The sequence below is a fragment of the Bradyrhizobium sp. USDA 3315 genome, assembly GCF_054056795.1.
Genome location: NZ_JBSRYP010000001.1, coordinates 2,778,176 through 2,803,706 on the forward strand (window position 1 = coordinate 2,778,176; position 25,531 = coordinate 2,803,706).

22 protein-coding genes and 2 tRNA genes are annotated in these 25,531 nt (G+C 64.9%); 14 read left to right on the forward strand and 10 right to left on the reverse strand.

Annotation, left to right across the window (positions count from 1 at the left end; translation table 11 throughout):
* Nucleotides 1-133 precede the first annotated feature (133 nt).
* From ACVIYL_RS12720 to ACVIYL_RS12745, 6 genes are all read right to left on the reverse strand, one after another.
* Nucleotides 134-3,643 carry a PAS domain-containing hybrid sensor histidine kinase/response regulator gene (locus tag ACVIYL_RS12720; protein WP_456778706.1) on the reverse strand — a complete coding sequence of 1,170 codons (3,510 nt, stop codon included), beginning with the start codon at nucleotides 3,641-3,643 and terminating at the stop codon, nucleotides 134-136.
* A gap of 116 nt (nucleotides 3,644-3,759) precedes the next feature.
* On the reverse strand, nucleotides 3,760-4,989 hold the full coding sequence (hemA, locus tag ACVIYL_RS12725; RefSeq protein WP_092080188.1) for a 5-aminolevulinate synthase: 1,230 nt from the start codon (nucleotides 4,987-4,989) through the stop codon (nucleotides 3,760-3,762).
* Nucleotides 4,990-5,173: 184 nt separating this feature from the next.
* Nucleotides 5,174-6,238 carry an MBL fold metallo-hydrolase gene (locus ACVIYL_RS12730; RefSeq protein WP_026191925.1) on the reverse strand — a complete coding sequence of 355 codons (1,065 nt, stop codon included), beginning with the start codon at nucleotides 6,236-6,238 and terminating at the stop codon, nucleotides 5,174-5,176.
* 309 nt (nucleotides 6,239-6,547) lie between these two features.
* Nucleotides 6,548-8,692 carry a methyl-accepting chemotaxis protein gene (locus ACVIYL_RS12735; RefSeq protein ID WP_253606452.1) on the reverse strand — a complete coding sequence of 715 codons (2,145 nt, stop codon included), beginning with the start codon at nucleotides 8,690-8,692 and terminating at the stop codon, nucleotides 6,548-6,550.
* Nucleotides 8,693-8,942: 250 nt separating this feature from the next.
* Nucleotides 8,943-9,686: an outer membrane protein gene (locus ACVIYL_RS12740; RefSeq protein ID WP_456778707.1), complete on the reverse strand. Its 744-nt coding sequence runs from the start codon at nucleotides 9,684-9,686 to the stop codon at nucleotides 8,943-8,945.
* Between the two features lie 329 nt (nucleotides 9,687-10,015).
* On the reverse strand, nucleotides 10,016-10,336 hold the full coding sequence (locus ACVIYL_RS12745) for a hypothetical protein (RefSeq protein ID WP_050382334.1): 321 nt from the start codon (nucleotides 10,334-10,336) through the stop codon (nucleotides 10,016-10,018).
* 99 nt (nucleotides 10,337-10,435) lie between these two features.
* On the opposite strand from ACVIYL_RS12745, the gene ACVIYL_RS12750 reads away from it, so the two are divergent.
* Nucleotides 10,436-10,561 (forward strand): hypothetical protein, encoded by a 126-nt coding sequence (locus ACVIYL_RS12750; protein WP_256521266.1) that lies wholly within the window; start codon nucleotides 10,436-10,438, stop codon nucleotides 10,559-10,561.
* A gap of 57 nt (nucleotides 10,562-10,618) precedes the next feature.
* On the opposite strand, the gene ACVIYL_RS12755 is transcribed toward ACVIYL_RS12750, so the two are convergent.
* A tRNA-Thr gene (locus ACVIYL_RS12755) sits at nucleotides 10,619-10,693 on the reverse strand.
* 546 nt (nucleotides 10,694-11,239) lie between these two features.
* Here ACVIYL_RS12755 and ACVIYL_RS12760 point away from each other — a divergent pair.
* The 4 genes from ACVIYL_RS12760 (at nucleotide 11,240) to ACVIYL_RS12775 (ending at nucleotide 15,028) form a co-directional block, all read left to right on the forward strand.
* Nucleotides 11,240-12,937 (forward strand): FAD-dependent oxidoreductase, encoded by a 1,698-nt coding sequence (locus tag ACVIYL_RS12760; RefSeq protein ID WP_456778708.1) that lies wholly within the window; start codon nucleotides 11,240-11,242, stop codon nucleotides 12,935-12,937.
* A gap of 148 nt (nucleotides 12,938-13,085) precedes the next feature.
* Nucleotides 13,086-13,394 carry a UBP-type zinc finger domain-containing protein gene (locus tag ACVIYL_RS12765; RefSeq protein ID WP_456778709.1) on the forward strand — a complete coding sequence of 103 codons (309 nt, stop codon included), beginning with the start codon at nucleotides 13,086-13,088 and terminating at the stop codon, nucleotides 13,392-13,394.
* A 177-nt stretch (nucleotides 13,395-13,571) separates the two neighbouring features.
* Entirely contained in the window at nucleotides 13,572-14,072 is a 501-nt protein-coding gene (locus ACVIYL_RS12770) for a hypothetical protein (RefSeq protein WP_076830922.1), read from the forward strand.
* Between the two features lie 131 nt (nucleotides 14,073-14,203).
* Nucleotides 14,204-15,028: an alpha/beta fold hydrolase gene (locus ACVIYL_RS12775; protein WP_253588735.1), complete on the forward strand. Its 825-nt coding sequence runs from the start codon at nucleotides 14,204-14,206 to the stop codon at nucleotides 15,026-15,028.
* A gap of 343 nt (nucleotides 15,029-15,371) precedes the next feature.
* Here the strand turns inward: ACVIYL_RS12775 and ACVIYL_RS12780 are convergent, their stop codons facing one another.
* Complete coding sequence (locus tag ACVIYL_RS12780; RefSeq protein WP_456778710.1) at nucleotides 15,372-15,977, reverse strand: TetR family transcriptional regulator; 606 nt, start codon at nucleotides 15,975-15,977, stop codon at nucleotides 15,372-15,374.
* A 169-nt stretch (nucleotides 15,978-16,146) separates the two neighbouring features.
* Here ACVIYL_RS12780 and ACVIYL_RS12785 point away from each other — a divergent pair, with 169 nt between their 5' ends.
* The 9 genes from ACVIYL_RS12785 (at nucleotide 16,147) to ACVIYL_RS12825 (ending at nucleotide 22,708) form a co-directional block, all read left to right on the forward strand.
* Nucleotides 16,147-17,085, forward strand: a complete 939-nt coding sequence (locus ACVIYL_RS12785; protein WP_456778711.1) for an SDR family oxidoreductase — start codon at nucleotides 16,147-16,149, stop codon at nucleotides 17,083-17,085.
* Between the two features lie 29 nt (nucleotides 17,086-17,114).
* Complete coding sequence (locus tag ACVIYL_RS12790) at nucleotides 17,115-17,774, forward strand: Rossmann-fold NAD(P)-binding domain-containing protein (RefSeq protein ID WP_253638532.1); 660 nt, start codon at nucleotides 17,115-17,117, stop codon at nucleotides 17,772-17,774.
* Between the two features lie 83 nt (nucleotides 17,775-17,857).
* On the forward strand, nucleotides 17,858-18,286 hold the full coding sequence (locus ACVIYL_RS12795; protein ID WP_456778712.1) for a DUF2948 family protein: 429 nt from the start codon (nucleotides 17,858-17,860) through the stop codon (nucleotides 18,284-18,286).
* Between the two features lie 197 nt (nucleotides 18,287-18,483).
* On the forward strand, nucleotides 18,484-19,779 hold the full coding sequence (gene hisD / locus ACVIYL_RS12800; RefSeq protein ID WP_456778713.1) for a histidinol dehydrogenase: 1,296 nt from the start codon (nucleotides 18,484-18,486) through the stop codon (nucleotides 19,777-19,779).
* Nucleotides 19,776-20,282, forward strand: coding sequence for a UPF0262 family protein (locus ACVIYL_RS12805; RefSeq protein ID WP_016841326.1), 507 nt, complete (start codon nucleotides 19,776-19,778; stop codon nucleotides 20,280-20,282). The genes hisD and ACVIYL_RS12805 overlap by 4 nt, the downstream gene beginning before the upstream one ends.
* Before the next feature lie 159 nt (nucleotides 20,283-20,441).
* On the forward strand, nucleotides 20,442-20,906 hold the full coding sequence (locus ACVIYL_RS12810; RefSeq protein ID WP_076828053.1) for an arsenate-mycothiol transferase ArsC: 465 nt from the start codon (nucleotides 20,442-20,444) through the stop codon (nucleotides 20,904-20,906).
* 196 nt (nucleotides 20,907-21,102) lie between these two features.
* Nucleotides 21,103-21,732, forward strand: a complete 630-nt coding sequence (locus ACVIYL_RS12815) for a Maf-like protein (RefSeq protein ID WP_456778714.1) — start codon at nucleotides 21,103-21,105, stop codon at nucleotides 21,730-21,732.
* A gap of 566 nt (nucleotides 21,733-22,298) precedes the next feature.
* The gene (gene yacG, locus ACVIYL_RS12820) at nucleotides 22,299-22,493 is read left to right on the forward strand and encodes a DNA gyrase inhibitor YacG (protein WP_057018155.1); all 195 of its coding nucleotides are present in this window, start codon (nucleotides 22,299-22,301) and stop codon (nucleotides 22,491-22,493) included.
* A gap of 139 nt (nucleotides 22,494-22,632) precedes the next feature.
* Nucleotides 22,633-22,708 (forward strand) — tRNA-Phe (locus ACVIYL_RS12825).
* A gap of 373 nt (nucleotides 22,709-23,081) precedes the next feature.
* Here the strand turns inward: ACVIYL_RS12825 and ACVIYL_RS12830 are convergent.
* Together ACVIYL_RS12830 and ACVIYL_RS12835 are read right to left on the reverse strand one after the other, a co-directional pair.
* A complete protein-coding gene (locus ACVIYL_RS12830) occupies nucleotides 23,082-23,708 on the reverse strand; it encodes an Lrp/AsnC family transcriptional regulator (RefSeq protein WP_137482463.1) in 627 nt (208 codons plus the stop codon).
* A 317-nt stretch (nucleotides 23,709-24,025) separates the two neighbouring features.
* Nucleotides 24,026-25,432 (reverse strand): helix-turn-helix domain-containing protein, encoded by a 1,407-nt coding sequence (locus tag ACVIYL_RS12835; RefSeq protein WP_456778715.1) that lies wholly within the window; start codon nucleotides 25,430-25,432, stop codon nucleotides 24,026-24,028.
* Nucleotides 25,433-25,531: the final 99 nt, after the last annotated feature.

Here is a 25,531-nt window from a genome sequence, read left to right on the forward strand (position 1 = left end):
CTGCGCAGGCTCGCTTCACCTCTCGCGCTTGCGGGAGGGAGCGCCGTGTCTTTGCCGTGCCTTCATGATGCGATTCGATCCAGTCGCATCATGATCCAATGCGAGATGCGCGCCCGGATTGCGCCGCCGCGCGCTACTCCGCCGCCACCATCTGCTGGGTGCGCCATTGTCCGAGTAGGGCGCGGAGCGAGGCGGGTTTCACCGGCTTGTTCAGCACCGCGATGTTTTCCTCGCGCGCGGCGGCGCGCACCGCAGGGCTGCGGTCGGCGGTGATCAGGATCGCCGGAATGCCGTCGCCGAAGCGGCGGCGGATCTCGCGGATCGCGGCGACGCCGTTGCCGCGGTCGAGATGGTAGTCGACCAGGACGCCGGTGACGCGGCCACCGGCGGCCTCGATCGCGCTGATCGCGCCGTCGGCGTCGAGCACCGCGATCACCTCGGCGTCCCACGCCGTCAGCAGCGTCTTCATGCCGTCGAGGATGGCGGGATCGTTCTCGATGCAGACAATCAGCGAGCCGCTCATCGGCGTCTTCGACAGGGGCGTGGCGGTGGTGACGGCCGCAGTATGGTTGACCGCGGTCGCGACCGGCACGGTGACCGAGAACGCCGAGCCGCCGCTGACATTGGCCGAGATCGCGATGCGGTGGTTGAGCACCCGCGCCAGCCGCTCGACGATCGACAGGCCGAGGCCGAGGCCGCGGGCGATCCGGGCGCCCTGCTCGAGGCGGTGGAACTCCTTGAAGATCTCGCCGCGCTTCTGCACGGGAATGCCGACGCCGGTGTCGAAGATGCTGATCTGGAGCGTGGTGCCGCGGCGGCGGCAGCCGATCAAGACGCGGCCGCGCGGGGTATATTTGATCGCGTTGGAGATGAAGTTCTGCAGCAGCCGGCGCAGCAGCGAGCGGTCGGATTCGACCGGCAGCGAGCACGGCACGAAGCGCAGGTCGAGGCCCTTGTCGCGGGCGATCGGCATGAACTCGATCTCCAGCGAGCGCATCAGGTCGGCCATCCGGAAGCTCGTGATCGCCGGCGTCATGGCGCCGGCATCGAGCCTGGAAATGTCGAGCAGCGCGCCCAGGATGTCCTCGATCGCCTCGAGCGAGTCGTCGATGTTCTCGACCAGGCGCGAATCCTCGCCGCCGTTCTGGCGCTCGACCAGGCTCGTGACGTAGAGGCGCGCCGCATTGAGCGGCTGCAGGATGTCGTGGCTGGCGGCCGCCAGGAAGCGTGTCTTCGAGGCGTTGGCGTCTTCCGCGATGCCCTTGGCGAGCGCGAGCTCCGAGTTCAGCCGCGTCAGCTCCTCGGTGCGGTCGCGCACCCGCTTTTCAAGCGTCGCGTTGGCGCGCTCCAGCGCCTCCGCCGCCTCGAAGCTCGGTGTGACGTCGGAGAAGGTGATGACGAGCCCGCCGCCCGGCATGCGGTTGGCACGTACCTCGATCACCAGATGGCGGTCGGTGAAGCGTTCCAGATAGGGCTCGCCCTCAGTGGTGTAAGCGCGCAGGCGGGCCTGCAGCAGGCTGTCGCCGTCGCCGGACGCAGGCGGACTGATCGCGCCCATGAATTCGAGGATCTCGGACAGCGGGATGCCGAGCTGCACCAGATGCTGCGGCAGCCCCAGCAATTCGGAGAACTGGCGGTTGGAACAGATCAGCTGCAGATCGGCGTCGAACACCGCGATGCCCTGGCGCACGTGATTGAGCGCGGTCTGCAGGATCTCGCGGTTGAAGTGCAGGGCGGCGTGGGAGTCGTCGAGCAGTTTCAGCGCGGCCTTGGCCGACACCGTGCGCCGTTGCAGCAGCAGCGACATCACAAGGCGCGAGGACGCGGCCCCGATCGAGGAGGCGATCAACCGCTCGGCATGCTGCAGCAACTCGAAATCGGCCGGAGCCGACGCCAGCAGCACGATGTTGCGGTCGACGGCGAAGGAGGCGAAGGCCTCGCGGGTGCGGTCGGGGCCGAGATATTGCGTCACCGTGCTCTGGATATCCTCCACCGTCACCGTGGTGCGCCAGCGCCGGAAGCTGGGCGCGATCGGGGCCAGCGCGTTGGGCACGAACACGTCGGCCTGCAACAACTCGATCGAGGACGGCGCGCGCGCCAGCGAGAACAGCACATAGGTGAGGATGTTGAGCGCAAGGCTCCACAGCACGCCGTGCAGCAGCGGCGGCAGGTCGGCGCCGAACAGCGCCTGCGGCCGCAACGCCTCGATCCCGAACGGCCCGTGCTGCAGCAGCATCAGGCCGGCGGTCGAGGTTTCCAGGAAGCTCGGGATGAACAGCGTGTAGAGCCACGTCGCGAAGCCGACCAGCATGCCCGCCATGGCGCCGCGTGCGGTGGCTCTGCGCCAGAACAGGCCGCCGAAGAACGCCGGCGCCAGCTGGGTGATCGCGGCAAACGACAACAGGCCGATCGCGACCAGCTGGGTGTTGCCGAGCGCGCGATAGTAGAAATATGCCAGCACCATGATGGCGAAGATCGAGAAGCGGCGCGCCTTCAGCAGGAAATCGCCAAAGTCCTTCTGGCCGGCGCTGGCGTCGTCGCTGCGCGGCAAGACCAGCGGCAGCACGATGTCGTTGGAGACCATGATCGACAGCGCGACGCATTCGACGATCACCATCGCGGTCGCCGCCGACAGCCCGCCGACGAACACGGCGAGGCTGAGCAATTGCGAATTGCCCTCGATCGGCAGCGCCAGCACGAACATGTCGGCATCGACCGCGCCGAACGGGAAGATGACGAGGCCTGCGATCGCGATCGGAATCACGAACAGGTTGATGGCGATGAGGTAGAGCGGGAACAGCCAGCGCGCCCGGGTGACTTCGGCGGGCGTCGAATTCTCCACCACGCTGACATGGAACTGGCGCGGCAGCAGCATGACCGCGCAGAACGACAGCAGCGTCATGATCAGGAAATTGCCGATCGACGGGACATATTCGATCGCGCGCACCGCCTCCGGCGTCTTCAGGGCGCGCTCGTAGAGCTCGACCGGCGAGAACATCCAGAAGGTGACGAAAGCGCCGGCGGCGATGAAGGCGACCAGCTTGACGATGGACTCGGCCGCGATCGCGAGGATCAGGCCGTGCTGGTGCTCGGTCGCGTCGGTGTGGCGGGTGCCGAACAGCACCGCGAACACCGCCATCGCCAGCGTGACCATCAGCGCGATGTCGCCGATCACGGGGATTTTCGAGAACGCCTGGTCCTCGCTCAGGATGGTCTCCAGCGACGCCGCCACCGCCTTGAGCTGCAGCGCGATGTAGGGCACCGAGCCGATGATCGCGATCAGTGCCACGGTCGCCGCCACCGCCTGGCTCTTGCCGTAGCGCGCGGCGATGAAGTCGGCGATCGAGGTGATGTTCTGCGACTTGGCGAGCGCAATCACCCGGCGCAGCAGCGGCGTGCAAAGCCCGACCATCACGATCGGGCCGACATAGATCGCCAGGAAGTCGATGCTGGTGCGGGTGGCAAAGCCGACCGAGCCGAAGAAGGTCCAGGAGGTGCAGTAGATCGCCAGCGACAGCGGATAGATCCACTGGCTGGCGCGGCCGCGCTCGCCCGGCGAGCTGCGGTCGCCGCGGCTGGCAATGAAGAACAACAATCCGATGTAGGCGAACGCCGTGGCGATTACGCCCCAGTCGTGCAGCATCGCTGCTCATCTCCTGTCCCGGCCGCTGGGGAAGGGCCGGTTGTCAGGATTATAACGCAAAGGGCCGGCCGCGCGATGCACGGCCGGCCCAAATTCGGGGTCGGAAACGGATAGGGTTACTCGGCGGCCAGCGACTTCTGGTGCAGGGGCAGGCCGAGCCGGTCCCAGACCTGGAGCAGCGCCTCGGCCAGCGCGTCGATCAGGCCGTCGTCATGGTAGGGCGAGGGCGTGATGCGCAGCCGCTCGGTGCCCTTGGCGACCGTCGGATAGTTGATCGGCTGGATGTAGATGCCGTGGTCCTCGAGCAGCAGGTCGGAGGCCCGCTTGCACTTCTCGGGATCGCCGACGAACAGCGGCACGATATGGGTGTCGCTCGACATGACTGGCAGGCCGGCGGCGGTCAGGATCGCCTTGGTGCGGGCGGCCCGGTCCTGGTGGCGCTCGCGCTCCCAGTTCGAGGTCTTCAGGTGCCGGATCGCAGCCGTCGCGGCCGAGCAGATTGCCGGCGGCAGCGCGGTCGTGAAGATGAAGCCCGGCGCATAGGAGCGCACCGCGTCGATGACCTCGGCGCGGCCTGCAATGTAGCCGCCGAGGCAGCCGAAGGCTTTCGCCAGCGTGCCCTCGACGATATCGATCCGGTGCATCACGCCGTCGCGCTCGGCGATGCCGCCGCCGCGCGGGCCGTACATGCCGACCGCATGCACCTCGTCGAGATAGGTCATGGCGCCGTATTGCTCGGCGAGATCGCAGATCTTGCCGAGCGGCGCGACGTCGCCGTCCATCGAATAAAGGCTCTCGCAGACGATCAGCTTCGGCCGGTCGGGACCGGCGGCGATCAAGAGCTCCTCGAGATGGGCGACGTCGTTGTGACGGAAGATCTGGCGTTCGCAGCCGGCCTGGCGCACGCCCTCGATCATCGAATTGTGGTTCAGCGCGTCCGACAGGATCAGGCAGTTCGGGATCAGCTTGGCGAGCGTCGAGATGCCGGTCTGGTTCGAGACATAGCCCGAGGTAAACAGCAGCGAGGCTTCCTTGCCGTGGAGGTCGGCGAGTTCCGCCTCGAGCTGCACCAGCGGATGATGGGTGCCCGCGATGTTGCGGGTGCCGCCGGCGCCGGTGCCGACCCGGGTCGCGGTCTCGACCATGGCACCGACCACCTTGGGGTGCTGGCCCATGCCGAGATAGTCGTTGGAGCACCAGATCACGACGTTGCGGCTGCCCCTCGGTGAATGCCAGGTGGCGTGCGGGAAGCGTCCCGCGATCCGTTCGAGGTCGGCGAACACCCGGTAGCGCCGCTCGTCGTGGAGGCGGTTGAGGGCGGCATTGAAGAACTGGCTGTAATCCATCGGCAAACCCAGAAAGCGGAACCTGACCGGAATGATTGCTTCTTCTTAGAGCTTTTCCAGCTCTAATGTCCATGCATTGACCCACATCTGGGCATGCGCCGCAGTTGGGCAAATTGCCCTAGCCGGGGCCGTTCGGCTCGATTTCGGTCAAATCGCCGGGCGATGCCTTGCCGCCCGGCCGGGTTCAGGTGGTCTTGAAGCGCAGCATGCCGTCGGCGTGCATTTCGGCCGTCAGGCGGCCCTCGACCAGCATGTAATTGACATGGGCGACCAGCTCACCGGCGGCGAAGCCCATCTGGTGCTCGTCCAGCACGTGCTTGTGGAACACCACGGGCACCAGCTCCTTGGAGGTCTGCGGCACCTCGCGGCAGGCCTCGGCGATCAGCCGGCAGCGTTCCTCATGGTGATCGGCGAGCTGCTTGATCCGGGTCTTCAGCCCGTAGAACGGCACGCCGTGGCCCGGCAGCACCATCACGTCGTAGGGCAGGGTGGTGGTCAGGCTTGCCAGCGAGGCCAGATATTCGCCGAGCGAGTTCTGCTCGGGCTCGACCGCCCAGACGCTGACATTGGGCGAGATCTTGCTCAGCACCTGGTCGGCGGACAGGAACAGCTTGTCGGCCGCGCAATACAGCATCACCTGGTCGAGCGCGTGGCCGCCGCCGGTGATCACCTTGAAGCGCCGCGTGCCGATCACGACCTCATCGCCATGGGTGAGGCGATGATAGGACGGCGGCAGCACCGACACGCGCTTCAGATAGTCCTGGCCACGGCCGAGCAGCTTCTCGGTGAGGTCCTCGTCCATGCCGTGGCGGCGGAAGAACAGCCGCTGCGCGTTGCGTCGCTCCTCGGTGCCGCGGTTCTGGTGATAGACCGACTGCAGATATTCCACCTGCGACATGAACAGCGGACAGCCGAAGCGCTCGGTGATCCAGCCGGCGAGACCGACATGGTCGGGATGCGAATGCGTCACGATCAGGCGGGTGACCTTGACGTGCTTCAGCGGCCCCTCGAACAGCGTGGTCCAGGCCGCGATCGATTCCTCATTGCCGAAGCCGGCATCCACCATGGTCCAGCCGTCGCCGTCGGCGAGCAGATAGATGTTCACATGGTTGAGGCGGAACGGCAGCTTCAGCCGCGCCCACAGCACGCCGGGAGCCACCTCCACGACCTGATCGTGGCCGGGATGGTTTTCCCAGGGGTATCGCAGTGCCTCCGCCGAGGAGTGCACGGGGTCGGTCTTCGTATGCATGCTACCGGCTTAGCGGCACACGGGCCGCCGCGCCAGCCGAAAAATCAGATAGTCGTCCGGAGAATTCGTTGGGAAGTCGCCGGAATTCCGTAGCCCGGATGAAGCGAAGCGCAATCCGGACAAACCTCCCCTTGAAAAGGGGAGGTCGCTTTGCTCGCAGAGCAAAGCGGGTGGGGATCTGCTCTCTCCACATAGAGCGTCGCCTGCGGCTGAACCCCCATCCCGACCTTCCCCCTTTCAGGGGGAAGGGGAAGAAAAATCGTGGTCCCGGATTTCGCTGCGCTTCATCCGGGCTACGGAATATCTGCCTTACGCCGCGCGGATGTTCGACAGGAAGCCGTCGATCTCCGAGCGCAGCACGTCGGCCTCGCGGCGCAGTGCGTCGGAGGCGCTCAGCACCTCGCCGGCGGCTGTGCCCGCCTCGGCCGAGGCGGTCGAGACGCCGACGATGTTGCTCGACACTTCGCTGGTGCCGCCCGCCGCATGCTGGATGTTGCGGGCGATCTCGCGGGTCGCCGCGCCCTGCTGCTCGACCGCGGCGGCGATCGCGGTGGTGACGTCGTTGATCTCGCCGATCGTGCTCGAGATGTTGCGGATGGCGGAGACCGCCGTGGTCGTCACCTCCTGCATGCTCACGATCTGCTGGCGGATTTCCTCGGTTGCCTTCGCGGTCTGGCTCGCGAGGTTCTTCACCTCGGAGGCGACCACCGCAAAGCCGCGGCCGGCCTCGCCGGCGCGCGCCGCCTCGATGGTGGCGTTGAGCGCGAGCAGATTGGTTTGCGAGGCGATGGTCTGGATCAGGTCGACCACGACGCTGATGCGTGCGGCATTGTCGGCGAGCCCCTGCATCGTGCTGTCGGTGGCGCTGGCTTCCTCCACCGCCTTGCGGGCGATCTCCGCCGAGGTGACGACCTGGCGGCCGATCTCCTGGATCGAGGACGAGAGCTCCTCGGTGCCGGCCGATACCGTCTGCACGTTGACCGAGGTTTCCTCGGCGGCCGACGCGACGGCGTTGACCAATGCGCTCGACTGGTCCGCGGTCGCCGACATGCTCTGCGCGGTCGACTGCATCGAGTTCGCCGCGGTCTGCAGGCTGCCGAGCGCGCTGCGGACGTTGGATTCGAACGTGACGATCTGCGCTTCCATGCGCGAGGCGCGCTCCGCCTTGGCGCTGCGGTCCTTGTTCTGGTTTTCGGTGAGTTCGCGGCTCTCGACCATGCTCTCGCGGAACACCTGCAGCGCGTCGGCCATGACGGCGATCTCGTCGCGCTGGCGGCTCTGCGGGATCTCGGTGTCGAGGTCGCCGTCGGACAACAGCTGCATCGAGCGCTGCAGGCCGCGGATGCGGCGCAGGATGTTGCGTCCGACATAGAGCCAAACGAACAGGAACGAGCCGACCAGCGTCAGGGCGCCGAGGCCGATCATCACCATGGTGGCGAGCGAGATCTGCTGCCGCGCCTGGAAGGTCGAACTGTCGGTCTCCTTCTGCACCGCGTCGACCAGCTGCTGGACGCTGATGCCGAGCCCGACATTGAGCTTGCGCGTCTCTTCCAGGATGGTCTGGCCGTAGTCGATCGCGTCGAGCTCCTTCTGGCGGATCTTGAACACGCCGGTCTTGCCTTCGCCGAGCACGAGCAGCCTGGAAGCGGTGTCGCGCACTGCCACGATCGCGGGATTGTTCGGCAGGTCCTCGAGGTTGGACTTGACGCGTTCGCGCCCGGCCTTGAACTCGGCCTCGATCGCATCGAGGGTTTCGCTGGAATTGGCCGACAGCGCCGCGGTCATGTCGGCGGCCATCAGATTGCCGGCGGCGAGCACGTTGCTGATCTGGCCGACGGTGCGGGCCGCTTCAGTGGCGTCGTCCGCGGAGACTTCGGCCGCGGCGAGGATGGCGTTGAGCCGGGTCTGCGCGTCGAGCATCGCGGGACTTGCGGCGGAGACGAACGCCGCCTGCGCCTTGCGCAGTGCGTTGTACTGCTTGTCGCGCAGCGCGCCGACCTCGAGCCGCTCGCGCGCCGCCGAGATCAGGCTCTTGGTCGCCTCGTCGGTGTTCTTGACGTTCTCCTGCAGCGCGCTGACCACGGATTTGTCGGCGCCGAGCTCGATGATCTCGCCAAGCTTGGCGTTGGTGAGCCGTGCGACGTCCTGCACCTTCTTGGTGCGATCGTTCAGCGCGTCGTCGCTCTGCACGGCGAGCAGGCCGGGGCCTTGCGCCGCCAGCGAAGCGCTTTGCGCGGCAAGTTGCAGGCTCGCGGCAAGCCGCGGAATGTCGCGGCCGCTGAGGTCGGTCATGGTGCCGCCGAGCTGATGCAGCACGATGCCGGCGCCTGCGCTGATCACCAGCGCCATGCCTGCGATGACCGCGAATGCCGCGAACAGGCTGCCCCTGACGCCCATCTGCGGCAGATGGATACGCTTGAGATTTGGTTTGCCGAGCTTGAACCGAAACGCCATTGCCCCTGTGCCCCCTGGCCCACTACGCTTGGCCACTATCCTTGGCCACTACTCTTGGATGTTTCCCCGGCGCGGGAGTATCGGTGCGGCCGGTTAACAAAATCGGGAAAATTGCGACGATCTGCAGGATTTTTCAGGGCTGCCGCGCAGTGGCGACGTCTCGGTTCGCCGTGCGGAATCGATGCACGCGATCGGATGCAAAAAGGCCGGCTTGCGCCGGCCTTTTCCACTTCTGATTGTAAGGGCGATCTCAGTAGCGGCCGTAAGCGGGGCCGCCGAGGTTGCCGAGATTGAAGCGATAGTTGAGGCCCGCCTTCACCGTGTGCTCGTCATTGTGGAAGCTGCCGACCGGCACCAGCGCGCCCGGCGCGGTGAAGCGGCTGTCGCCGAAGTCGTAGTACTGGTACTCGACCTTGGCCGACCAGTTCGGCGCGAACATGTATTCGGCGCCGCCGCCGATGGTCCAGCCGTTGCTGTGGTTGTCGCTGAGCCTGAAGCCAACCGGCGCGCCGCCGAGCGTCACCGTTTCGTTGTTGTCGGAATAGGCATAACCGCCCTTCACATAGATCAGGCCCGGACCCCAGGTGTAGCCGATGCGGCCGGTGATCGAGCCGATGCCGCGCTGGTTGTTGTTGTAGACGTAGCCGCCCGGGAAGATCGCGTTGAGCTGATGGCCGCCGACCCAGGAATACTGGCCTTCGAGGCCGATCACCCACATCGGCGACAGCTGCCAGTCGTAACCGGCCTGCACGCCGCCCATGAAGCGGGCGTCGGAGTCGGACAGCGCGAGGCCGTTGAAATTGTTGTTCTGGGAGAAAACGCCGCCGAGATGGCCGCCGAGATAGAAGCCGGTCCAGTTGTAGAGCGGCGCGGCGTAAACAGGCGCGGGCGCCTTCTGATAGTAGCCACGGTTGAAATCGGCGGCGTTGGCGGTCGCGCCAAAGGCAGCGACGGCCGCCGCGACGGCGGCGGTTGCGAGCAGGAACTTCTTCATGGGGGCAGTCTCCGGACAAGTCATAAGGCGCAGCGTGAATGGCGCCATCCACGGCGATGGGTTAGACCGCATTTGAATAAAATGCAGTCACCGGAACGCTGCGCGGAGCGTTAAGTCGCAGCCTTTGCGGCGAAACGTTTTGTTGTGCCTAACGAACGCTTAAGGTGGAATGAAGCAAGGCTTAACGCGGTGTGCGCGGCGCGCGTTTCCTGTTAACCAAGCCGTCGGTTAGAGCATGATCCGGAAAAGTGCGAAGCGGTTTTCCGAGAAGATCATGCTCAAACAAGGAGCTAAAGCGCGATGATGATTCAACCTAATCTCATCGCGCTTTAGGCCAGTCGCTTGCGCACGTCGTCGCGCATCTGCTCGCGGAACGCCTGGCGGCGCGCGGCGCGATCCCTGACCGGAACGTCGTGGCGGTCGAACACGTCGAACTTCTCCAGGATCGGATAGTGCTCGCTCGCCATCGCCAGCACGCGCAGCAGGGCGGCAACCTTCGGGGTCGGGCCGCTGACTTCCCATCTGCGCAGCTTCTCGGCGCCGCCGGCGGCCGATAGCCCGCACAGCTTCGCCATGTCAGCCGCCGTCAACTCGCGGCCCAGCGCCTCGCCGAGATGTTCGCGCAGTTTCTTCAGTTCTGGGCCGGTCACGCTTGGTCAGCTCCGCGATGGCAAAATGTGAAGTGAGTCACATGACGTGCTCGAGGCGCGGGTTATACGCCACGTAGGCGAGTTCTAAAGGAAACCATCATGCACGGCATCATCGAAAGCCTCAGCCCCGAACACGATCAGATCGATTGGAAATGGGTCGGCAGTGTGTTCGCGTTCTACGTCGTGCTGACGATCGGCGGGATGGGCGCGCTGCTGGCGCATTGATTCCAGCGCACGCGGGCGCACCGCGTGCCTGCGACTGCCATCGTTTTGCGAAGATCCTGGTGCTGCCAGACAGGATTGAACTGTCGACCTCTCCATTACCAATGGAGTGCTCTACCACTGAGCTACGGCAGCATGCCCGGGAAAAATTGAATCGGCCCCGAGGGCCCGTCCAAGCGGGCGGTTCTTGCCACAGGCCTCCCTTTGGCGCAAGCGAAACAGCGCCCCTGTCGCCCTTGAAATCGGCAGAAATCGACGGCCTCGCCGTTGATTCCGGCCAATCTGGCCGATTTCGGCCGGATTGGGTTCCCGATCGCGCCGAAACTATCCCGATCCGCGCTTGCCGCCGAATCATATCGCCGCAACTGGCCGACCGGGCAGGGTGCGCGGGCACCCGCCATTGGCTATGCTCACCTCGCGCAGAGCGGCGGCGGTTCGAGAGTTTTGCAATGATAGGCGACCAGGACAGAGGCGGCGGGCAGGCCGGAGCCCGCGTGAAGGATTCACGACAGGATCGTCTCAAGCTCGCGCTGCGCGAAAACCTGAAGCGGCGGAAATCGCAGGCGCGCGGTCGCGAGGATGTGGCTTCCGAACCAGCCGATGGCTCGCTAGATGACGCCGGCGGAAACGAGCCGCGCCGTTAACCCAGTTCGTGCTGTCATAAGGAAGCGGGTCGCCGAGATGGCTGTAGATGAGACGACGATCGATCGGCTGAGCGCAACCGCCTACGCCTTCCCGCGCCATGAGCAGACCTTTCCGACCCTGACCGCGCACGAGATCGGGCGGATGCGCCGCTTCGGCGAGCCGCGCTCATACCAGGACGGCGAGGCGCTGTTCGAGACCGGCAAACCCGGGCCCGGCATGTTCGTGGTGCTATCGGGCAATGTCTCGATCACCCAGCGCGACGGCCTCGGCCATGTCGCGCCGATCATCGACCAGGGACCGGGCCAGTTTCTTGCCGAGATCGGCCAGCTCTCCGGCCGCCCGGCGCTGGTCGACGGCCATGCCGATGGGGTGGTCGAGACGCTGCTGCTGCCGCCCGACCGGCTGCGCGCGCTTTTGGTTGCGGAGGCCGATCTCGGCGAACGCATCATGCGCGCGCTGATCCTGCGCCGCGTCAGCCTGATCCAGGGCGGCGCCGGCGGGCCGGTGCTGATCGGCCCCGTCTCGGTCGGCAACATGGCCTCGCTGCAGAATTTTTTGGCGCGCAACGGCCAGCCGCACCACTTCCTCGACCCCGAGACCGACAAGGATGCCGCCGACCTCGTCGCGCGCTATTCGCCGACGCGCGCCGAGCTGCCACTGGTGGTCTGTCCCAACGGCACGGTGCTGCGCAATCCGTCCGAGACCGCGCTTGCGATGGCGCTCGGCATGATCGGCAACAGCGCGCATGAAAAACTCTACGATGTCGCCGTGGTCGGCAGCGGCCCGGCCGGGCTTGCCACCGCGGTCTATGCGGCGTCGGAAGGCCTGTCGGTCGCGGTGTTCGACTCCCGCGCCTTCGGCGGCCAGGCCGGCGCCAGCATGCGCATCGAAAACTATCTGGGCTTTCCGACCGGCATCTCGGGCCAGGCGCTGGCCGGGCGCGCCTTCAACCAGGCGCAGAAATTCGGCGCCGAGATGCTGATCCCGGTCTCGATCAAATCGCTCGACTGCACGAAAGCATCCGGCGCATTCGTGCTCGACACCGCCTGCGGGCATACGCTGCGCGCGAAATCCGTGGTGGTCGCCAGCGGGGCGCGCTATCGCCGGCCCGAGATCGACAATCTCGATGCGTTTGAAGGCCGCGGCGTCTGGTACTGGGCCTCGCCGATCGAGGCGCGGCTCTGCGCCAACCAGGACGTCGTGCTGGTCGGCGGCGGCAACTCCGCGGGACAGGCGGCGGTGTTCCTGTCGGCGCATGCCCGCAAGGTCAACATGATGATCCGCGGCGGCGGGCTCGGAGCCAGCATGTCGCGCTATTTGATCGAGCGCATCGAGGCGACGCCGAACATCGAATTGATGTTCAACACCGAGGTGATCGGGCTCGACGGCGCGGAGACGCTGCAGCGGGTGCGCTGGCGCAGCCGGCTCGCGCCCGACGAGTTCACCATGGATATCCGTAATCTCTTTTTGTTTGTCGGCGCCGATCCCGCGACCGGCTGGCTCGAGGGCTGCGGCGTGCAGGTCGACCGCGGTGGCTTCGTGATGACCGGCGTGCAGACCGGCGAAGGCGCGCGCGCCGTGCCGCTGCTCGAGACCACGGTGCCCGGCGTGTTCGCGGTCGGCGACGTCCGCTCCGGATCGGTCAAGCGCGTCGGCGGCGCAATCGGCGAGGGCGCGCAGGTGGTGGCCGCGCTGCACGGCTATCTCGCTGACGCGGGCAGTCCGACGCTGTAGCTTTTCCTCCGTCATCCTGAGGAGCCGCGAAGCGGCGTCTCGAAGGATGAATCGGCCACAATGCGGGCCGTGCATCCTTCGAGGCTCGCTCCGCTCGTACCTCAGGATGACGGTTCAAAAAGAGCTCACTTCATATACGAGGTCCCAAATGACGAAAGGCTGCACCCATATCGCCGGCATCCACGATGTCACGACGAGCGCGCTCGGCTGCGAGGAATGCCTGAAGAGCGGCAGCCGCTGGCTGCATTTGCGCATCTGCCGCACTTGCGGCCATGTCGGCTGCTGCGACGACTCGCCGAACCGGCATACGACGGCGCATTTCCACGCCACCGGCCATCCCGTGATCGAGGGCTACGATCCGCCGGAAGGCTGGGGCTGGTGCTATGTCGACGAGGCGCTGTTCGATCTGTCGAAGCGCAAGACGCCGCATAACGGACCGATCCCGCGCTATGATTGATGAGGCTTCTCGCACGGCGCACGTGCCGCATCGTGTGACATACGTGCGAAAATTTTCAGCAGTCGCCGGCGCCGGCAATTTTTGATGAGATGTCGGCCGTCCTGCCATCGAAGCATGTAGCAATTTTCCTTCACGCATCGTAACCTCGCACGCGGGTCTCAACGGGGAGTGCGCCACATGACGACATTGGTGCTTGTGCACGTCATTATCAGCCTGATTGCAATCGTCGCCGGCGTGCTCGTGATGTTCGGGCTGCTCGGCTCGCGCGCGATGCCGGGGCTGACCGCGACCTTCCTCGCGCTCACGATCCTGACCAGCGCCACCGGCTTCGTGATCCCGCCTTTGGTGACCGAGAAGCTGTTGCCGTCGCACATCATCGGCGGGCTTTCGCTGGTGCTGCTCGCGATCGCCTGCATTGCGCTCTATGCGATGCAGCTCAAGGGTGTCTGGCGTCCGATCTATATCGTGACCGCGATGGTCTCGCTCTATCTCAACGTCTTCGTGCTGGTCATCCAGAGCTTCCTCAAGGTGCCGGCGTTGCAGGCGCTGGCGCCAGCCGTGCCGCCGAACCCGCCATCCGGGCCGGTCTTTGCCGTGGTGCAGGGCATCGTGCTGGTGTTCTTCGTCCTGGTGACCATCGGTGCCTGGCGCCGGTTCAGGCCGGTCACGTTCGCCTGATCTGACAACACCTCGTCATTCCGGGGCGACGCGCAGCGTCGAACCCGGAATCTCGCAATCTAATCTCTAGATTCCGGGTTCACGCTTCGCGTGCCCCGGAATGACGCATTGGCAACAAGAGGAGCAATCAAATGCCCACCATCACCACCAAAGACGGCGTCGAGATTTTCTACAAGGATTGGGGCTCGGGCCAGCCGATCGTGTTCAGCCATGGCTGGCCGCTGTCGTCGGACGACTGGGACGCGCAGATGCTGTTCTTCGTGGGGCACGGCTTTCGCGTCGTCGCCCATGACCGCCGCGGCCACGGCCGCTCCGCCCAGGTCGCCGACGGTCATGACATGGATCACTATGCCGACGACCTCGCTTCCGTCACCGCGCATCTCGATCTGAAGAACGCCGTCCATGTCGGCCATTCCACCGGCGGCGGCGAGGTGGTGCACTACATCGCCCGCCACGGCGAGAGCCGGGTGGCGAAGGCGGCGATCCTGAGCGCGGTGCCGCCGTTGATGGTGCAGACGGCGAACAATCCCGGCGGCTTGCCGAAGTCGGTGTTCGACGGACTGCAGGCCCAGCTCGCCGCCAACCGCTCGCAATTCTACCGCGACCTGCCGGCCGGGCCGTTCTATGGCTACAACCGGCCCGGCGCAAAACCGTCGGAAGCCGTGATCCAGAACTGGTGGCGGCAGGGCATGATGGGCGGCGCCAAGGCGCATTACGACGGCATCGTCGCGTTCTCGCAGACCGACTTCACCGAGGATCTGAAGAAGATCAACGTGCCGGTGCTGGTGATGCATGGCGACGACGACCAGATCGTGCCCTACGCCGACTCCGCCCCGCTCTCGGCCAGGCTTCTGAAGAACGGCACGCTGAAGACCTATAAGGGTTTTCCGCACGGCATGCCGACCACCGAAGCCGAGACGATCAACGCCGACCTGCTGGCGTTCATCAAGGGCTGAAGGTGAGAGCGGCTGTGCTCTGCGCCGCGCGTCTCAACATTGCGCAGCCTCAATCCACCTCGCCCGGTGGCTTACTCCTCTCCCCACAAGGGCAGGGCTATCGCATATGGAATTAACCGATTCTTCCGCGCCGTCATGGCCGGGCTTGTCCCGGCCATCCACGTCTTCTTCGCGTGGAAACGAAGACGTGGATGCCCGGGACAAGCCCGGGCATGACGAGTTTGTGGGAACTCCGATTACCTCAAACGGCCATATGCGATTGCCCTACCACAAGGGGGGAGGAGTCCGAAGCATGTGCTCGCCTTACGAGGACTATGTTTCGGAAGCGCCGTGATCGGCTGGCTCACTCGAAAATCGCGCGGATCGCGGCGAACAGGCGCTTGGCGACCAGGTCCGGCTTCTCGCGGGCGCCATCGTCGGCCCAGAGCTCGCTGCCGACGCGCATCGCGCCGGTCGTGATCATCGCGACCAGCCGGGCTTTCATCCGGTCATTCTTGTGGTTGGCGCGCTTGAGCAACGCGTTGGCGAGTTCGCGCTCAAGCCCTTCATATTTGGCCTGATCGCGCGCCTGCAGCGCTGGATTGTCGCGCTTCAGCCGCGCCAGCGCGACCGCCTCGCGCGGGTCGATCTGCTTGACCATGTCGGCGATGGCGTTCTCGGCGGCCTGCAGCATGGATTCGGTGGCCGGGCGCGCCGCAACGGCTGCGATCAGTGCCGCGGTACCGTCCTCCTGCCAGGCCAGCACCACGTCTTCCTTCGAGGCGAAATAGTGAAAGAAGGTGCGGCGCGAGACGTCGGCGGCGGCGACGATGTCGTCGAGCGTGGTCGCCTCGAAGCCGCGCTCCAGAAACAGCATCATCGCCGCCTTGGTCAGCCGCTCCCGGGTCTCCTGCCGCTTGCGCGCGCGCAGGCCCGCCGCCGGCGGCGCCGGATTCGCTTTGGATTGCATCGACTTGACTGGTCTCTTGGCCGATTTCCTGGCCGGTTTGCGCGCGGGCGCCGGACGTTGCAATTTTTCACCCCTTGCAAAAATGCACCTAGTGCACATTTCGTCGGATGCGGCTGGACCCGCAAGAACCCGACGAGAAACCCGAATCGTGTCGCAAGGAGATATAAGCATGACCGGCTGGAGCACTGCAGACATTCCGCGGCAGGGCGGCAGGACCGCCGTGATCACGGGCGCTACCGGCGGACTCGGCTACGAGACCGCGCTGGAACTGGCGCGCGCCGGCGCCAATGTCGTGCTCACCGGCCGCAACGGCGCCAAGGGGCAGGACGCGCTGGCGCGGATCCGCGCGCAGCTTCCCGATGCCGCGGTGACCTATGAAACGCTCGACCTCGCGAACCTCGCATCGGTCGCCGATTTCGCCGGGCGCTTCGCCGCCACGCATACCGCGCTCGATCTCCTGATCAACAATGCCGCGGTGATGTCGCTGCCGAAGCGGCAGGTCACCGCTGACGAGTTCGAAATGCAGTTCGGCACCAACTATCTCGGCCACTATGCGTTGACCGCGCTGCTGTTGCCGCAGCTCCGCCGCGGCCACCAGACCCGCGTCGTCAATCTTTCCAGCCTTGCGCATCGCTCCGGCGTCATCAATTTCGACGATCTGCAGGCCCGCCGTTCCTACGCGCCGTGGCGCGCCTACTGCCAGTCGAAGCTTGCGATGCTGATGTTCGCGCTCGAATTGCAGCGTCGCAGTGCGATCAACGGCTGGGGACTGATGAGCAATGCCGCGCATCCCGGCTACGCGCGCACCGAGCTGATCCCGAACGGTCCCGGCACCGACAGCCTGTCGTGGCGGTTCGGTCGATATTTGCAGCCGATCATGAGCCACTCCGCGGCGGCGGGCGCATTGCCGACGCTGTTCGCGGCGACCTCAGCCGCGGCCCAGCCGGGCGGCTATTACGGGCCCAATGGGTTCTACGAGTTGAAGGGCCCACCTGCGCCGGCGCGCATCATGCCGCACGCCAGGGACGCCGCGGTAGCGGAGCGGCTATGGGATATCTCGGCTGCGCTGACCGGTGTATCGTTTGATCAGGTCGCAACCGCCGCCTGAACGGATCGGGCGGCAGCGGGGCAATCGAGATGAAGGTCATCCTGTTCGGCGCGACCGGCATGGTCGGGCAGGGCGTGCTGCGCGAATGCCTGCTCGATCCCGGTGTCGAGCGCGTGCTCGCGGTTGGGCGCAGCCCGACCGGGCAGCGCGACGCCAAGCTTGTCGAGTTGATCCACGACAATTTCGTCGATTACAGCGCGATCGAACCGCAGCTTGCCGGCTACGACGCCTGCTTCTTCTGCCTCGGCGTCTCCTCGATCGGCATGGACGAGGCACGCTACCGCCATCTCACCTACGACATCACGCTGGCCGCGGCGACGGTGCTGGCGCGGCTCAATCCCGGCATGGTGTTTACCTATGTCACGGGGCGCAGCACCGATTCCACCGAGCGCGGCCCGTTGATGTGGGCCCGGGTGAAGGGCAAGACCGAGAACGATTTGCTCAAGCTGCCGTTCAAGGCCGCCTACATGTTCCGGCCCGCCGGGATCCAGCCGCTGCATGGCGTCCGCTCCAAGACCGGCTGGGTGCAGGCGATCTATCTCGCGACCTCGCCGCTGCTTTCCTTTCTGGTGCGGGTCGCCCCGAGCTACATGACGACGTCGGAACAACTGGGCCGCGCCATGCTGAAGGTCGCCCGCGACGGCTACCCCAGGCCGGTGCTGGAGAGCGAGGACATCAATCGCCTCTGAAGCGCGGTGGCCGGTTCCCTCGATCGGCGATTTCGCCAGGTCTCTTGGTACCTCCCGGGCCGCGAGGCGTTATAACCACCGTCATGTCCCCACCCGCGCCGCTGAAGCTGATCGCCCTCGATGCCGATGACCTCGCGGTCATCTCGGCCCATGTGCAGGACGCCCACGTCCAGCCCTCCGACATCGTCTGGCGCCAGGATGAGAAGCGGCTCGTGGTCGGCCTGAACCGGCTGGACTGGGAGCAGACCCTGTCGGGCGGCACCTGCTCGTGCCGGCTGATCGCCGCGCTCAGGTTCGACCGGGTGCTGGCATGCAAGTCGCGCAATATCGACCTGGAGGCCCCGGAAGCCACCCTGGAACTGCTCGGGATCGAGTTCTATGCCTCCGACCCGCCGGGCGGCAGCGCGCTCCTGATGTTCGGCCATGGCGGGGCGCTGCGGCTGGATGTCGAGTGCCTGGAGTGCGAATTGACTGATCTGGGCATCGACGATCTCGGCGTGGCGCCGGGGTGATTGGGCACGTCATTCCGGGGCGGTCCCAACGGTCCGCGCAAAGCGCGGCCCGATGACAGGCTCCGGACCGAACCCGGAATCTCGAGATTCCGGGTCTGGTCCTTCGGACCATCCCGGAATGACATCCCCCAAGGGTTGACGGCCATTATCCGTCGCGCCATTGAGCAGGGACCCGAATTCCTCCTAAGAAAGCCGTCATGCCCGTTCGCCTGGACCGACAGAGCGCCGATTTCGAGCAGCGATTCCGCGATTTCCTGGCGGCCAAGCGCGAGGTGTCGGCCGACGTCGAGCGCGCCACCCGCGCCATCGTCGACGACGTGGCGGCCCGCGGCGACGCGGCGCTGCTCGAGGCGACCAAAAAGTTCGACCGGCTCGATATCGACGCGGCCGGCCTGCGCATTACCGCAGCCGAGATCGACGCCGCGGTGGCGGCCTGCGACCCCAAGACCGTCGAGGCCCTGAGGTTCGCGCGCGACCGGATCGAGACCTTCCACCGCCGCCAGTTGCCGAAGGATGAGCGCTTCACCGATGCCGCCGGCGTCGAGCTCGGCTGGCGCTGGAGCGCGGTCGATGCGGTCGGGCTCTATGTGCCCGGCGGCACCGCGGCCTATCCGTCGTCGGTGCTGATGAACGCGGTGCCGGCCAGGGTCGCCGGCGTGCCGCGGGTGGTGATGGTGGTGCCGGCGCCGGACGGCAAGCTCAACCCGCTGGTGCTCGCCGCCGCCCATCTCGGCGGCGTCTCGGAAATCTACCGCGTCGGCGGCGCCCAGGCGGTGGCGGCGCTGGCCTACGGCACCGCGACAATCGCGCCGGTCGCCAAGATCGTCGGCCCCGGCAACGCCTATGTCGCCGCGGCAAAACGGCTGGTGTTCGGCAAGGTCGGCATCGACATGATCGCCGGCCCCTCCGAGGTGCTGGTCATCGCCGACGACACCGGCAATGCCGACTGGATCGCGGCCGATCTCCTGGCGCAGGCCGAGCATGACGTCAGCGCGCAGTCGATCCTGATCACCGACAGTGCACGGCTCGCCGCCGACGTCGAGCGCGCGGTCGAGACGCAGCTTGCGACCTTGCCGCGCGCCGAGATCGCCCGCACCTCGTGGAACGACTTCGGTGCCGTGATCAAGGTGGCAATACTCGACGACGCCGTCGAGCTCGCCAATGCGATCGCGGCCGAGCATCTCGAGATCATGACCGCGGACGCCGAGGGCCTGTCGAACAAGGTCCGCAACGCCGGGGCGATCTTTCTCGGGGCCCATACCCCGGAGGCGATCGGCGATTATGTCGGCGGCTCCAACCATGTGCTGCCGACCGCGCGCTCGGCGCGGTTCTCCTCGGGCCTCGGGGTGCTTGACTTCATGAAGCGAACCTCGATCCTGCGGTGTGGGCCGGATCAGTTGCGTGCGCTCGGGCCCGCCGCGATGACGCTCGGCCAGGCCGAGGGTCTCGATGCCCATTCACGTTCCGTCGGATTGCGCCTCAACCTCTCATGAACAAGCCACCAGACGACGAGGATTCCAACAATCGCATCGTCGCGGTGACGCTCGACGAGGAATCGATCGGCCGTTCCGGGCCCGATATCGAGCATGAGCGCGCGATCGCGATCTACGATTTGATCGAGCAGAACCTGTTCGCACCCGAGGGCGCCGCCGGGCCGGGGCCCTACACCCTGCATATCGCGATCACCGGCAACCGGCTGATGTTCGATATCCGCAAGGAGGACGGCGCGCCGGTGGTCGCGCATCTGTTGTCGCTGACCCCGTTCCGCCGCGTCGTGAAGGACTACTTCATGATCTGCGACAGCTACTATCAGGCGATCCGGACCGCGACGCCGGACAAGATCGAGGCGATCGACATGGGCCGCCGCGGCATCCATGACGAGGGCTCACGCACGCTGCAGGAGCGGCTCAAGGGCAAGGTGCGCGTCGATTTCGAGACCGCGCGGCGGCTGTTCACGCTGATCACTGTGCTGCACTGGAAGGGTGAAGGCGCATGATCCCGACCCGGAGGGCCGCGTTAGCGCAAAGTGGATACCGGTTTTCGGTCGCGACAAACGCGAGCGTTTGCGCGGAGATTATGCGCCAGAAGAAGAGGCGCATGATCGGTGACGCGGTGATTGACGGGGGCGTACCCCGATCGAAAAAAGCCTGATCGCATGGAAGCGCCGCGCGCGCGCAATCCCCAGGCCGTGCTGTTCGCATGCGGCCTGAACAGCGTGCGGTCGCCGATGGCCGAAAGCCTGCTGCAGCAGATGTTTCCGCAAGGCCTCTATGTTCGCTCGGCCGGCGTCAAGAAGGGCGAGCTCGACCCGTTCGCCGTCTCGGTCATGGCCGAACTCGGCCAGGACATTTCCAGCCACAAGCCGCAAACCTTCGAGGAGCTCGAGGACTGGGAGGGGCTGAACTTCGATCTCATCATCACGCTGTCGCCGGAGGCGCACCACAGGGCGCTGGATCTCACCCGCACGCTCGCCGCCGATGTCGAATACTGGCCGACGCAGGATCCGACCGGCACCAGCGGCAACCGCGAGCAGAAGCTCGCCGCCTACCGCGAAGTCTGCGACGGCCTGTTGCTGCGCATCCGCCGCCGCTTTGCCAGGGCCGGCGCGGCAAACCTGTGAGGCTCGGCGAGGCGAGGGGACCAGCTTGTTCCGATTCGCAGAACCGCCGCCTGTCGCCAGACTGACAAACAGCTGTGCTTATGGGGCCTGGTCTCCAGGCGGGGCGCGATTCGCGGCCGGTTCCAAGGTTGTGCATCCATGCCCCATCCGATAGGTTCCGCCCGCGTCTGCCCCCCGATTCAGCCCAAAAGCCCGCATGCTAGGCCGTCCCAAATTCGTTCTTGCTTCCGGTTCGCCGCGACGGCTGGCCCTGCTCAACCAGGCCGGCATCGAGCCCGATGCGCTGCGCCCGGCCGATGTCGACGAGACCCCGCGGCGGGGCGAGTTGCCGCGCGCCTGCGCCAACCGCCTGGCGCGTGCCAAGGCCGACGCGGCGCTGAAATCGGTGCATCTTGACGACGACCTGCGCGGCTCCTTCATCATTGCCGCCGACACCGTGGTCGCGGTCGGCCGCCGCATCCTGCCCAAGGCCAATCTGGTCGACGAGGCCGCGCAGTGTCTGCGGCTGCTGTCGGGCCGCAATCACCGCGTCTACACCGCGATCTGCGTGGTGACGCCGCGCGAGGCATTCCGTCAGCGCCTGGTCGAAACGCGCGTGCGCTTCAAGCGGCTCAGCGAGGACGACATCCAGGCCTATATCGGCTCCGGCGAATGGCGCGGCAAAGCCGGCGGCTACGCGGTGCAGGGCATTGCCGGATCGTTCGTGGTCAAGATGGTCGGGTCCTACACCAATGTGGTCGGCCTGCCGCTCTACGAGACCGTGACCTTGCTCAGCGGCGAGGGCTTTCCGATCCGCCACGGCTGGCTCAACTCCGTCGCGGTGTGAGGTATCCACTTTCGCGCGGCGACGGCAGTCCATCTCTCCCGCTTGCGGGGGCCGAGACGAGCGAAGCTCGCTCTTAGGTCGTATCGCATCGACGATGCGATACGGGTGGGGCCTCTTTTTCCTCCTGAACGACTCGCGGTGAGACCCTCCACCCCAACTGCTCCACATCGTCATGGCCGGGCTATGGAACGAGGCCGATAGCCGGACGCGATAGCTTGCCGCAGGGGGGCGCTGCCAAAATATCGAAAACAACCCCATGCAAAGGTGCCGGCGGCCGCCGGCGCTCGACCAGGCAACGTTCGACACGACAACGTTCGACACGACACGTTCGACACGACAACTTGACTCGTCGGGCAAATCAGCGGCATTCTTCCATTATCCAGAAATCGCGGAGACGCCCCTCGCTCCGAGGCTATCGCCCTGCGCTTGCGGGCGAGGTCGCCGTCTCGAGCCACGAGGCCAAGCACCTGCGCGGCTGGCGAAGACGCATATGCGATTGCCCTACCCGCAAGCAGAGGGGGAGCGCAGCGGAACATGCGGCAGATGATGTAAACTCCGGCCCAGCCATGACCGACCAAGCCCGAACGCCCAAGGCCATACCCTCTGCCACCCCGCGCGCCTGCCCGATCTGCGGCAAGCCCGTCGAGCAGGCCTTCCGCCCGTTCTGCTCGGCGCGCTGCCGCGACGTCGACCTCAACCGCTGGCTGACCGGCCGCTATGTCGTCCCGGGCCGCGAGGACGACGCTGAGGACCCGGAATAGCCAAGATTTCCCAACAAGTTGGGGAAAGAGTGCCGGTCGGGCTCGCCGCGCCGAAGCCTTTGGCGAAGGCGGGTGGACACGGCGCTCCGACCTCTCTATAAACCGCCCGCTCGCTCCGGCCTTTCGGCCCCGCGGGTATGCCCAGGTAGCTCAGTTGGTAGAGCATGCGACTGAAAATCGCAGTGTCGGTGGTTCGATCCCGCCCCTGGGCACCAAAAGTACGCTTTTGTGCGCTGGACTACGATTGCGTTCGCTGGATTCTCAGCGCTCGCTGAGTTCACGTACGTTCAAATCCAGTCCAGAATTTGCACCTGCAATCCAGCTGGGCAGGTTCCGACCAGGGACACGGCCCGCCCAGCCCTATGATAGCGGCCTCGAATATTGGCTCGCTTTCGATTTTCCGCGACAGAAGTTACTTTCGCCCGCTGCGTATGACCCACTACTATGGTGGGCCTCTAGAAAGAGCCCTCGCCGACCAATGCGGCCGGATTTTCCTCGACCTCGAGCCTTCCCAAAGGGCCTTTAGGGTGGACAATGCCGCTGTGGACAAGCGACCTGAGGTCGGACGGCGTTGGTGCTGGTCGGTCGCTAAAGGCTGGCCGTGCCGTGATCAAATATCCGAGAGGTCTCGAGATTCATGCCGCCATCAATCTGCGCCTGGGACGAAGCGTCAAATCGCTGTTTGGCGGGCCTGTCGAGTCGCCTTGAAGCTGAGCTGCACGACTTGACCTGAACTGGCCGGTTCGTGTCGATAGGGAGGACCGTCTTGTGGGAAATCCGCTTCAAGGCCAAGTTCGAGCGAATACTCGAAACGCCGGTTATACGCGAGAGCTTGTTTACGATGAGGTCTTCAAGAGCATCGATGTCGGACACCATAACGCGGAGAAGATAGTCGCTATCCCCGGTCATCAGGTAGCATTCCATCACTTCGCTAAGGCGATCAATTGAACGCGTAAAGCTCTCGAGTGATGGCTGGGCCTGCCTTTCAAGCTTTACTTGTATGAATGCCGTAACGCCGATGCCGAGAACTGCGGGATCCAGTACCGCAATTCGCCGGTCAATGACCCCGAGTTTTTCGAGCGTTCGAACTCGAGCGAGACACGGAGACGGTGAGAGATTGACGCGGGAAGCGAGTTCAACGTTGGTCAAACTTGCGTTCTGCTGCAGTTCATTCAAGATCTTTATGTCGATCCTGTCCAAAGCCGTCGTCGTCATTTCATTCTCCCATGGGCAAGCATTCGTCGTCCCATCGAGGCCCGGCCCCTCGCGTTATTCCGCGTGGTGACATCTCGATGAAACAAATGCTATCTCTCGCCCGGGCACGTAGAATTTCGATAAAATGACGACTTGTATCGAAAAACGGTCAATCTGATCTTGCCGCCCGAACATGTAGCCTACGGGCCGTTGCCTGTTGCCCTCGCGATGGGCAACACGGCTGCAATCTGGGCATTGCATTTGGTCGCGGGGCCTGAATCGGGCTCCAGCGCGAAGCTCGCGATCTCTGGAGATCCGAATCTTCGTCGTCGACGGGCCTAGCCAGGTATTTGGTACGGCAGTATGTCCCTGCGATCACGGTCTATTCTCAATCTGCTCTTGAGCGGCGGGATCGCGCGTTGAGAACAGTTGGTCCGCTCGCAGATTCGACAAGAAATGCCGATCGGATCGAAAGTGCCTTTGCTTGTGAGGTCGAGCCCGTCTGCGTATACGAAATCTTTTGCATAGGAGACTTCGCATCCCAGCGCGATCGCATAGCGCGGACGAGGAGAGCCGAAGCCGCCCCGGCCTTTCGAAAGTTCGGTTGCGATGCAAAGAAATCGAATGCCGTCCGGTGTCTCGGCGAGTTGCCGAATGATTTGGCTTGGGGCCTCGAATGCCTGGTGCGCATTCCAGAGCGGGCAGGCGGCTCCGTAGCGTGCAAATTGCAGTTTTGCCGCGCTGTGGCGTTTAGTGATGTTCCCGGCGCGGTCCAATCGGGCGAAGAAAACGGGCACACCCTTCCAGCCTTGCCGTTGAAGCGTAGACAAGCGATGAGCAACCTGCTCCAGGCTTGCGCCGAACCTGGTTGCGAGCAATTCGAGATCGTGCCGCAGCTCTCGAGCGGATTGCAGGAATCGTTGGTACGGTAGAATGAGAGCGCCCGCAAAATAGTTTCGCAATCCGGCGGCGCACACGTTTCGCGCATCGACTGATCGAAATGTCGCTTTATCTGCAATCTGACCAATCCGGTCTTCTTCTTCAAGAGCCGCGATTTGCAGGGCAATCTGAAAGGTTCGGGTTGGTGTCGGCAGATATTGGCTCAGAAAAAGCGTGCGCGATGCGCGATCGAATTGCCGCAATGAAGTCTCGTTCGGAGCGCTCTGGCGAATCTGCACGCCATGTTTCGATTCCAGGTAGCTGATCAACGCGCTCGTCGCGTTGCTGTCGGTAATATTCAGCTGGCCGGCAAGAGCCTCGGCCGCGGTATCCAACTCATGGACGTAATTGTCGACCAGGTGAAAGAAATCGCGAACTTCCTCATAAGCAGTCGGTTCTCCCGCCAGGTTGGCGATCTGGCCATCCAGGCTGGCGAGCTGTTCGCTGTTGCGCCGATATGCCTGATGCGCGTTCAGGAGCGCTTGAGCAAAACCGGGAGCGTTCTGAACCACCAGCTTCAATTCTTGTATGCTGGGCGCGTAGGAGGCGAAGATCGGATCAGCCAACGACTCGGCCAGCATCGAAATGACTTTGTCGCTATCGTTGAGCGACAAAGAGCTCAGGTCGACCTGAAATTTTTCGGCAAGCAGCACCAGTACGGAGGCCGAGACCGGCCGCTGATTGTTCTCGATCTGGTTCAGGTAACTCAGCGAGATACCCAGCCGCTCCGCGAACGCCGCCTGGGTGAGCATTTTGCTCTCCCTTATCTCGCGGAACCTGCGGCCAATATAAAGCTTCCCTGCCATTTGCAACTTCGCAATTTACTGTCTGCAATTGTGTAACATGCGCAAATGTGCGTCTTCAAGCCTTCTCAAGTCTCGGATCGCTTGTATATGGCGGGTAAG

Coding starts and splice junctions, on each gene's coding strand:
- ACVIYL_RS12720 (WP_456778706.1), bottom strand. CDS start 3,643: ATGCTGCACGACTGGGGCGTAATCGCCACGGCGTTCGCCTACATCGGA.
- hemA (WP_092080188.1), bottom strand. CDS start 4,989: ATGGATTACAGCCAGTTCTTCAATGCCGCCCTCAACCGCCTCCACGAC.
- ACVIYL_RS12730 (WP_026191925.1), bottom strand. CDS start 6,238: ATGCATACGAAGACCGACCCCGTGCACTCCTCGGCGGAGGCACTGCGA.
- ACVIYL_RS12735 (WP_253606452.1), bottom strand. CDS start 8,692: ATGGCGTTTCGGTTCAAGCTCGGCAAACCAAATCTCAAGCGTATCCAT.
- ACVIYL_RS12740 (WP_456778707.1), bottom strand. CDS start 9,686: ATGAAGAAGTTCCTGCTCGCAACCGCCGCCGTCGCGGCGGCCGTCGCT.
- ACVIYL_RS12750 (WP_256521266.1), top strand. CDS start 10,436: ATGCACGGCATCATCGAAAGCCTCAGCCCCGAACACGATCAGATCGAT.
- ACVIYL_RS12760 (WP_456778708.1), top strand. CDS start 11,240: ATGGCTGTAGATGAGACGACGATCGATCGGCTGAGCGCAACCGCCTAC.
- ACVIYL_RS12765 (WP_456778709.1), top strand. CDS start 13,086: ATGACGAAAGGCTGCACCCATATCGCCGGCATCCACGATGTCACGACG.
- ACVIYL_RS12770 (WP_076830922.1), top strand. CDS start 13,572: ATGACGACATTGGTGCTTGTGCACGTCATTATCAGCCTGATTGCAATC.
- ACVIYL_RS12775 (WP_253588735.1), top strand. CDS start 14,204: ATGCCCACCATCACCACCAAAGACGGCGTCGAGATTTTCTACAAGGAT.
- ACVIYL_RS12780 (WP_456778710.1), bottom strand. CDS start 15,977: ATGCAATCCAAAGCGAATCCGGCGCCGCCGGCGGCGGGCCTGCGCGCG.
- ACVIYL_RS12785 (WP_456778711.1), top strand. CDS start 16,147: ATGACCGGCTGGAGCACTGCAGACATTCCGCGGCAGGGCGGCAGGACC.
- ACVIYL_RS12790 (WP_253638532.1), top strand. CDS start 17,115: ATGAAGGTCATCCTGTTCGGCGCGACCGGCATGGTCGGGCAGGGCGTG.
- ACVIYL_RS12795 (WP_456778712.1), top strand. CDS start 17,858: ATGTCCCCACCCGCGCCGCTGAAGCTGATCGCCCTCGATGCCGATGAC.
- hisD (WP_456778713.1), top strand. CDS start 18,484: ATGCCCGTTCGCCTGGACCGACAGAGCGCCGATTTCGAGCAGCGATTC.
- ACVIYL_RS12805 (WP_016841326.1), top strand. CDS start 19,776: ATGAACAAGCCACCAGACGACGAGGATTCCAACAATCGCATCGTCGCG.
- ACVIYL_RS12810 (WP_076828053.1), top strand. CDS start 20,442: ATGGAAGCGCCGCGCGCGCGCAATCCCCAGGCCGTGCTGTTCGCATGC.
- ACVIYL_RS12815 (WP_456778714.1), top strand. CDS start 21,103: ATGCTAGGCCGTCCCAAATTCGTTCTTGCTTCCGGTTCGCCGCGACGG.
- yacG (WP_057018155.1), top strand. CDS start 22,299: ATGACCGACCAAGCCCGAACGCCCAAGGCCATACCCTCTGCCACCCCG.
- ACVIYL_RS12830 (WP_137482463.1), bottom strand. CDS start 23,708: ATGACGACGACGGCTTTGGACAGGATCGACATAAAGATCTTGAATGAA.
- ACVIYL_RS12835 (WP_456778715.1), bottom strand. CDS start 25,432: ATGGCAGGGAAGCTTTATATTGGCCGCAGGTTCCGCGAGATAAGGGAG.